9 protein-coding genes are annotated in these 7,704 nt (G+C 60.7%); 8 read left to right on the top strand and 1 reads right to left on the bottom strand.

Annotated elements, in window-relative coordinates; translation table 11 throughout:
- Positions 1 to 199 precede the first annotated feature (199 nt).
- Entirely contained in the window at positions 200 to 787 is a 588-nt protein-coding gene (scpB, locus tag V6766_RS24325; protein WP_448470832.1) for an SMC-Scp complex subunit ScpB, read from the top strand.
- A 202-nt stretch (positions 788 to 989) separates the two neighbouring features.
- Here the strand turns inward: scpB and V6766_RS24320 are convergent, their stop codons facing one another.
- Entirely contained in the window at positions 990 to 1,451 is a 462-nt protein-coding gene (locus V6766_RS24320) for an Lrp/AsnC family transcriptional regulator (protein WP_448425735.1), read from the bottom strand.
- A 162-nt stretch (positions 1,452 to 1,613) separates the two neighbouring features.
- Here V6766_RS24320 and V6766_RS24315 point away from each other — a divergent pair, with 162 nt between their 5' ends.
- From V6766_RS24315 to V6766_RS24285, 7 genes are all read left to right on the top strand, one after another.
- Complete coding sequence (locus V6766_RS24315; protein WP_448470830.1) at positions 1,614 to 2,339, top strand: aspartate/glutamate racemase family protein; 726 nt, start codon at positions 1,614 to 1,616, stop codon at positions 2,337 to 2,339.
- A gap of 235 nt (positions 2,340 to 2,574) precedes the next feature.
- On the top strand, positions 2,575 to 3,705 hold the full coding sequence (locus V6766_RS24310; protein WP_448470829.1) for an ABC transporter substrate-binding protein: 1,131 nt from the start codon (positions 2,575 to 2,577) through the stop codon (positions 3,703 to 3,705).
- Positions 3,706 to 3,831: 126 nt separating this feature from the next.
- Positions 3,832 to 4,746: a branched-chain amino acid ABC transporter permease gene (locus tag V6766_RS24305; protein ID WP_448470828.1), complete on the top strand. Its 915-nt coding sequence runs from the start codon at positions 3,832 to 3,834 to the stop codon at positions 4,744 to 4,746.
- Positions 4,739 to 5,749: a branched-chain amino acid ABC transporter permease gene (locus V6766_RS24300; RefSeq protein ID WP_448470827.1), complete on the top strand. Its 1,011-nt coding sequence runs from the start codon at positions 4,739 to 4,741 to the stop codon at positions 5,747 to 5,749. The genes V6766_RS24305 and V6766_RS24300 overlap by 8 nt, the downstream gene beginning before the upstream one ends.
- Entirely contained in the window at positions 5,746 to 6,498 is a 753-nt protein-coding gene (locus tag V6766_RS24295; RefSeq protein ID WP_448470826.1) for an ABC transporter ATP-binding protein, read from the top strand. The genes V6766_RS24300 and V6766_RS24295 overlap by 4 nt, the downstream gene beginning before the upstream one ends.
- Complete coding sequence (locus V6766_RS24290; protein WP_448470825.1) at positions 6,495 to 7,205, top strand: ABC transporter ATP-binding protein; 711 nt, start codon at positions 6,495 to 6,497, stop codon at positions 7,203 to 7,205. Before V6766_RS24295 ends, V6766_RS24290 begins: the two co-directional genes overlap by 4 nt.
- Positions 7,198 to 7,683: an L-2-amino-thiazoline-4-carboxylic acid hydrolase gene (locus V6766_RS24285; RefSeq protein WP_448470824.1), complete on the top strand. Its 486-nt coding sequence runs from the start codon at positions 7,198 to 7,200 to the stop codon at positions 7,681 to 7,683. Before V6766_RS24290 ends, V6766_RS24285 begins: the two co-directional genes overlap by 8 nt.
- Positions 7,684 to 7,704: the final 21 nt, after the last annotated feature.

Genomic DNA, 7,704 nt, shown 5'->3' with positions numbered 1-7,704 from the left:
GCGAGGCCTTTTTGCTATTCCGCGCCAAAACACCCCGCGCGAGATGCAACTGACCCGCAATCGCGCCATGAAAGTCGATATCGAGACCGACTCCATCTTTCGACGGCGTTAGAACAATCTTCTCGATCAGATCGTGCAGAGCTTCTCTCGAGCCCAGCATCTGATCAGCTTCGCTCAGCCCAGCAATGAGCTCTGTAACCTGCTCACGATAGCATGCTGCCATCGACGGGTGGAACAGATCTGTGCGTCAAGCGAGCCGGTCGGCCGCGAGACGCTTGCCCGGGTCGTTGGTATGGACTGCAACCTCGATCTGCTGATCGAGGATCTGCAGGAGGAACTGCGCGGCCGGCCTTATGAGATTGTTTCGGTCGCCGGCGGCTGGCAGCACCGCAGTCGCCCCGCCTATGCCGATGCCATCCGCGCCTCCGCAGCGCCCACAAGGGGCGGGGGCGCGGCCCTCTCCGAATTCGAATCCATGGTGCTGATGGCCGTCGGCTACTTCCAGCCCATCACCCGCGCCGAACTGTCAAAGATCTTCGGCAAGGAGGTCAGCCGCGACACAATCGGCGCGCTCCGAAACGCCGCCCTCATCGCTTCCGGCCCCCGCAGCCCCACCCCCGGCGCACCCTACACCTATGTCACGACGAAACACTTCCTCTCCGCCTTCGGGATGGAAACGTTGCGCGATCTGCCGGATATCGAGGCGTTGGAGGATGCGGGATTGCTCAGCAGAGCCGCTGTGCAGGAGGAGGCGCTTGCGGCCGTGGGCGAGGGCGAGGAGGAGTAAGGCTGTTGCCGTAGGGTGCGCGGAGGATTCGGTGACCAGCTCCTGCGATGTTAGCGGCAAGCATGGTTGTTGGTGTGGCGGCCCTGCGTGCGTGTGAAAGGCAGCCGACGGGGCCGTCTACCCTGCGTTCTCACTTGCGCGGATCACCCAGGTAGGAGGATGAATACCGTCATCCGCACAAAGGGCCCGACTTCTTCTGGGCCTACAAATAATTCATCGGCACGGCGGTGGTGTATTTCAGCTCTTCCATGCCGATAAACGAAGAGATGTCGGTGAAATCGAGCCGGGCGATCAGCTGTTTGTAGACCGCGTCGTAGACCTCGACATCCGGCACCACCAGTCTGAGCAGGTAGTCCATGTCTCCGGTCAGGCGATAGGCCTCGACGATTTCGGGTATGTCGCTGATCGCGCGCCGAAAGCTCTCCAGCCAGTCCATCGAGTGGCGCGAGGTGCGCACGGCGACGAACACCGTCATGCCGACATTGGCCTTCCGGCGGTCGACGATCGCCACCTTGCGCGCGATCAGGCCGGTTTCCTCGAGATTCTTGATCCGGCGCCAGCATGCCGATGCCGATAGCCCGACGGTGTCGGCGATATCGGTGACCGGCATATCGGCATTCTGCTGAAGAAGGTCGACGATCTTGCGGTCGCGGTGATCAAGCATGGGACACAAATCGCGTGGAATTATCTCTGAATGAAAAATAATCGCACAAGATGAGGTTAATGCAAGAAATTATGGCAGTTCCCGGCCGTTTTCCTGCGATCTTCGATCTCATTTTGCACCGCAACTAAGCTATCTTGCCTCAAAAGCATGAGGAGCAAGACCTTGAGAAAGACAATAGGCCTGATCGGCGGCATGAGCTGGGAGTCGACCGCAGTTTACTATAAGGAGATCAATGAACTTGTGCGAAAGCGATTTGGCGGCCTGGTATCGGCCGACATTCTCATGCACTCGGTGGATTTCTCGGAAATCGTGGCCTGGCAGAAGGCTGGTCAGTGGGACAAGGCGAGCGCCTATCTCGGCCAGGTCGGTCGCAACCTTCAAAGCGGCGGCGCGGATTGCGTGCTGATCTGCACAAATACGATGCACATGATTGCAAATGAGGTTTCTGCGCATTTCGATATTCCGCTCATCCACATCGTTGATGTGACCGGGCGCGCCCTGAAGGCGGCGGGCATGAAGCGCCCGCTGCTGCTCGCCACCCGTTACACGATGGAACAGGGGTTTTATCGGGATCGTCTTGAATCCGCCCACGGCATTTCGGCCATGGTGCCGGACGCAGCGGACCGGCAGGCCGTGCACGATATCATTTTCGACGAGCTTTGCTGCGGCATCGTGCAGGATGCATCGCGAGAGGTCTATCGCGGTGCGATCGAAAAGGCCAAGGCTGCCGGCTGCGACAGCGTTATTCTGGGGTGCACGGAGATCGGACTGCTGATCGGGCCTGCCGATACCGATCTTCCGGTGTTCGACTCGACGAAGCTTCACGCGGCCGCGGCCGTCGATTTTGCCTGCGCGGAGGACCAGGACCGATTGCGGGAACCGGCCTGACGGCTGAACGCCAATGGCATGTAACTTGCTTTATCAATCCGTCAGATAGCGCGCTAAACACGGTCTGCTATTTGGCAAAAGTTTCTAAAGAACGGAGGCGTCGCGCAAACCGCTTTCTCATTTCAGGGGGCAAAGACTGCTAGCTGCTATCGACATCGCATCACAGCAAGGCAGGTGTCACTTGACCAACGATCTTTCACGAAAAAACAAAAGAAAGACCACAGAGGAGAACGACATGAATGGACTTCGAAAATCGGTACTGGCGCTTTCCGCCGGCATAGCGGCATCGGCGCTTGCGACGGGATTTTCGTTTGCTGCAGACGGTGATCCGATCAAGGTCGGCTATCAACTGCCGCTGACGGGCTCTACCGCGCAATATGGCAAGGATTTCCAGACGGCTGCCGAAATCGCACTGGAAAAATTCAATGCGTCCGGCGAACTGCCGGTCCCGGTGGAAATCATCTATGAAGACTCGCGTTCGGATGCCAAGGAAGGCGTGACGATCGCCCGCAAATTCGCCGACAATGACGAAATCGTCGCGGTGCTGGGGGATTTCACCTCGGGCGTTTCGATGGCTTCGGCCCAGGTCTATCAGCGTGAAGGCGTGCCGCAGCTTTCCCAGACGGCATCGCATCCCGACTATACGAAAATCTCGCCCTACCAGTTCCGCAACATCACCACCCAGGCCCAGGAAGGTCCCTTCAACGCCGACTGGATGAATGAAGAAGGCTACAAGAAGATCGCCGTCATTTCCGAGCAGACGGACTGGGGCCAGACCGTGGTCGACAACTTCGCCGAAGAGGTGAAGGCGAATGGCGGCGAGATCGTTTTCTCGGAATATTTCAATCGCGGCCTGCCAGATTTCCGCTCGATCATCACCAAGATCGAGCGCGCCGAGCCGGACGCGATCTATACCGGCTTCTTCTATGAGGACGGGGCCAATTTCCTCAAACAGGCAAAGCAGCTCGGCCTCGACATCCCGATCTTCTCCACCTCGGCGGCCTATAGCCCGCAACTGATCGAGCTTGCGGGCACCGATGCCGACGGCCTGCACCTGACGGCGACCTTCATGCCGAACGACGATCGCCCGGAAGTGCAGGAATTCGTGGCCGCCTGGGAAAAAGAGCGCGGCGACCTGCCGGGCCAGTTCCCCGCCCAGGCCTATGACGCCGTCAACATCATGCTCGACGCGATCGTCAGGGCCTATCCCGACGTCACCCGCGACAGCGTGCGCGACGCGCTTGCCGGAACCACCGATTTTCCGGGCGTGACGGGCGTGACGACCTTCGGCCCGGATCGCGAGCCGCAGAAGGAACTCACCAAGGCCGTTGTCGAAGGCGGTGAATTCACCCCGGTCTCCAACTGATATCGATGGCGCCCGGCGGTCGCTTGATCCGCCGGGCGCTCCCGCTTTTCCGGAAACGCGCTATATCTGCGTTCTCCGGTCAGCGCCTCTGTGTCCGGACCGGCCCCTCATGCGGAGTTACGCATCTTGCTTGATCCATATTATCTGCAACAATTGCTCATCGGCCTCTCGCTCGGCGTCACCTACGCCTTGATGGCGATCGGGTTCACGCTGATCTTCGGCGTGCTCAACGTCGTCAACTTTGCCCATGGCGAGGTCTATACGATCGGCGCCTTCGCCGGGCTGCTGGCGATCACGGCGTTTGCGCCGCCGATGCTGATCGTGCTCTTCATCGCGCTTGCGATCGGCGCGCTCGCCGGTTTCGGTCTCGAGCGGATCGCGTTTCGTCCGTTCCGGCGGTTTTCCGATGAGGCGTCGCTGAAATCGCGCGCCATGCGGGAAGCGACGCTGATGTCGTCGCTTGCGGTGTCGATCGTGGTGCGCGAAGCGCTCGAACTGATCTTCGGTTCGCAGATGCAGGCAGTCCCGTTCGATTACATGATCAACAAGCCGATCCAGCTCGGAGCGGTGACGATTTCCAATGGCGATATCATCATTCTGGTGGTCGCCATCATCATGCTGGGCGGACTGCAATATGTTCTGAAGCGCACCCGGATTGGTCTCGCCATTCGTGCGGTTTCCAACAACGCGCTCGGCGCGAAATATGTCGGCATCAACACCGATATGACGATCGTCTCGACCTTTGTCGTCGGCTCGATGATGGGGGCGGCCGCCGGCCTTCTGGTTGGCCTCTATTACGGCGCGATCTTCCCGGCCATGGGGTTCGTGCCGGGCATCAAGGCCTTCGTCGCGATGATCATGGGCGGTCTGACATCGATCCCCGGAGCGGTGATATGCGCCCTGCTGCTCGGTCTTTCGGAGGGACTTGCCACGACATTCATCTCGTCCAACTGGTCGGACATGGTGGCCTATGGCTTCCTGATCGTCACCCTCATCTTCTTCCCGCGCGGCCTGTTCGGGGCAAGGAGGGAGCGTGTTTAAGCTGCCGTCCTCCCGCCTGTTCTCCGTCGGTCTGCCGCTCTTGCTGCTGTTCATCATCGTGCCGGCGGCTCTCTACGGCTTCGATCGCGGCTATTTCTATCAGATCGCAAGCCTTGTCCTGATTTTCATTCTCCTGTCGGCATCGCTCAACATGGTCTCCGGCACCTCCGGTCTGCTTCATCTCGGCCATGCCGCGTTTTACGGCGTCGGCGCCTATACGGCCGCCCTTCTCGGCGCCGACTACGGGATAGGTTTCACGCTGGGGCTGCCGCTTGCCGGGCTTGTCGCCGCGCTGATCGCCTTTCTGGTGGCGCTGCCGACCATGCGGCTTGTGTCGATCTATTTCGCCGTGGCCACGCTCGCGATCGGGCAGATGCTTTATCTCATCATGCTGAACTGGGTCGGTTTCACCAAGGGACCGAACGGCGTGATGCTGTTTGATGGCATGAGCCTTTTCGGCGTCTCCATCACCTCCGACACCGGCATCTATTTCGTCGTGGCCGTTGTCGTCACGGTGTCGATTTTCCTCATCCACCGCATCAGCCACTCTTATTACGGCAACGGGCTCAGGGCGCTGCGCGAGGACGACCAGTGCACCGATGCGATGGGCGTCAACACCGTGCGGCTGAAGATCGAGGTCTTCACGCTCTCGGCCTTTTTCGCGGGTCTTGCCGGCGCGCTGTGGGCCTATACGACGGGCTATATCTCGCCGAAAGACTTCGATTTCTCGGTCTCGATCCAGATCCTGGCGATGGTGGTCGTCGGCGGGCTCGGCTCGCTGCCGGGCGCGATCATCGGCGCGGCACTGCTGATCCTGCTGCCGGAAGTGCTGCGCGATGTCGGCGATTTCCGTAACATCGCGGTCGGCCTCGTCATGTTCCTGGCCATCCTGTTCCTGCCCAAGGGTCTGTTCGGCGAGGTGCCGGCGCTCTCGCTGGTGCGCCGCCAGTTCGGCGACCGCTGGGCCGCAGCACCCGGCGACAAGAAGGTGGGCTGGCGATGAACGTGCTTGAAATTCAAAACCTCTCGCGCCACTTCGGCGGGTTGAAGGCGGTAGACGATATCACTACCCATGTTGGCGAAGGCGAACTCGTCGGCCTGATCGGGCCGAACGGCGCGGGCAAGACCACGCTGTTCAACCTGATTTCCGGCTTCACGCCGGTCTCGGGCGGAAAGGTCCGGTTCAAGGGCGAGGACATCACCGGCCAGAAGCCCTTCGCGATCGCCAAGCGCGGCATGTCGCGCACCTTCCAGAACCTGCGCATCTTCCCCAATATGACCGTGTTCGACAACGTCTCCGTCGGCGCCCTTGGCGCGACGGGCATGAACTTCTTCCAGTCGATTGCCGGCGGCAGGAAACGGGCCGAGAGCATTTCGGAGGCTAGCTGGAAAGCGCTGGAGATGACGGGCCTGACCGAGGTCGCCGACGATCTTGCCGCCAACCTTTCCTATGGCCGCCGCAAATATCTCGAAATCGCCCGCGCACTGGCGATGGACCCGCAATTCCTGATCCTCGACGAGCCGGCGGCGGGGCTGAACGACACGGAAACGGCGGAGCTTGCGGCCTTCGTCAAGCAGCTCAACGCCGATGGCCTGCCGATCATGCTGGTCGAGCACGATATGAACCTGGTGATGAGCATCTGCGAGCGGGTGGTCGTCATCGCGTCGGGCCGCAAGATCGCCGATGACGTGCCCTCCGTGGTCCGCAATGATCCGGTAGTTCTGGAAGCTTACCTTGGAGGCGACGAATGAGCGCGGTACTCGAAGTCGAAAACCTCACCGTTTCCATGGGCGTGCAGCAGATCCTCCATGGCGTTTCGCTGAGCGTCGAGGAGAAGGGCATTTACGGCGTGCTGGGCTCCAATGGCGTTGGCAAGACCACGCTGATGCGCGCCATTTCCGGCATCTACAAGCCGGATGGCGGCACGATCCGATTCAAGGGCGAGTTGGTCAGCGGATTGCCGAGCCACGCCATCGTCAGGGCAGGCATTTCCCAGGCCCCGGAGGGCCGCCAGATCTTCTCCAACATGACGGTGCGCGAAAACCTCTTGATCGGCGGAGGCCGGCACGGCCTTTCCGAACTCGATCATGTCGCCAGCCTGTTTCCGATCCTGAAGGAGCGCATCAACCAGGAGGCCGGCTCGCTTTCCGGCGGCGAGCAGCAGATGCTCTGCATCGGCCGGGCCCTGATGGGAAAACCGGAAATCCTGCTGCTGGACGAGCCCTCGCTCGGCCTTGCGCCGAAAATCGTCAAGGCGATCTTCGATCTTATCGAGAAAATCCGGAGCGAAGGCCTGTCGATCCTGATCGTCGAGCAGAACGCCAAGTCGGTTCTGCGGATCGCGGATCAGGCCGCCGTGATGGAAGGCGGCAAGATCGTCCTGCAGGGCGACGCAAAGGAACTCGCCGCAGATCCGCGTGTGGCGGAAGCCTATCTCGGGGGGCACGCGCATGTCTGAGCAGCGCCGTATCCCGATCATCGAGCAGCGCCGGATCGAGGCCAATATTCTGGCAAGCGTCTACGAGGAGTTGAAGACGCGCCGGGGCGAGGCCGAGGCGCGTTCCGTGATTGGCGATGCGGTGACGCGGGCGGCGATCCGGCAGGGCGAAAGCTTCGCCGCCGAACTCGACCATCCTGCGGATTTCACTGATTTTTCCGCGATCCTTCCCAACTGGACGGCGGGCGGCGCGCTGGAAATGACGGTGCTGGAGGAGGGGGCGGAAACACTCTCCTTCAACGTCACCCGCTGCCGGTACGCGGAAATGTATCGGGCAATGGGCCTCGGCGATATCGGCGATCTCCTGTCATGCAATCGCGACGGCGCGTTTTGCGAGGGCTTCAATCCGAAGATGAAGCTCAAGCGCACCCAGACGATCATGTCCGGCGCGAGCTACTGCGATTTTCGCTACTCCATGGAAGACGAGGCGGCGCAATGACGCCGGCCAACAGGGAAGCTG

Source organism: Martelella sp. AMO21009 (genome assembly GCF_053484295.1).
The sequence above is the reverse complement of the archived record's forward strand: the minus strand, read 5'-3'. Positions and strand labels throughout refer to the sequence as shown.

Excerpts from the sequence above, each read along its gene's own strand:
- V6766_RS24320 (WP_448425735.1), bottom strand. The coding sequence starts at position 1,451 with ATGCTTGATCACCGCGACCGCAAGATCGTCGACCTTCTTCAGCAGAAT.
- V6766_RS24310 (WP_448470829.1), top strand. The coding sequence starts at position 2,575 with ATGAATGGACTTCGAAAATCGGTACTGGCGCTTTCCGCCGGCATAGCG.
- V6766_RS24295 (WP_448470826.1), top strand. The coding sequence starts at position 5,746 with ATGAACGTGCTTGAAATTCAAAACCTCTCGCGCCACTTCGGCGGGTTG.
- V6766_RS24290 (WP_448470825.1), top strand. The coding sequence starts at position 6,495 with ATGAGCGCGGTACTCGAAGTCGAAAACCTCACCGTTTCCATGGGCGTG.
- V6766_RS24285 (WP_448470824.1), top strand. The coding sequence starts at position 7,198 with ATGTCTGAGCAGCGCCGTATCCCGATCATCGAGCAGCGCCGGATCGAG.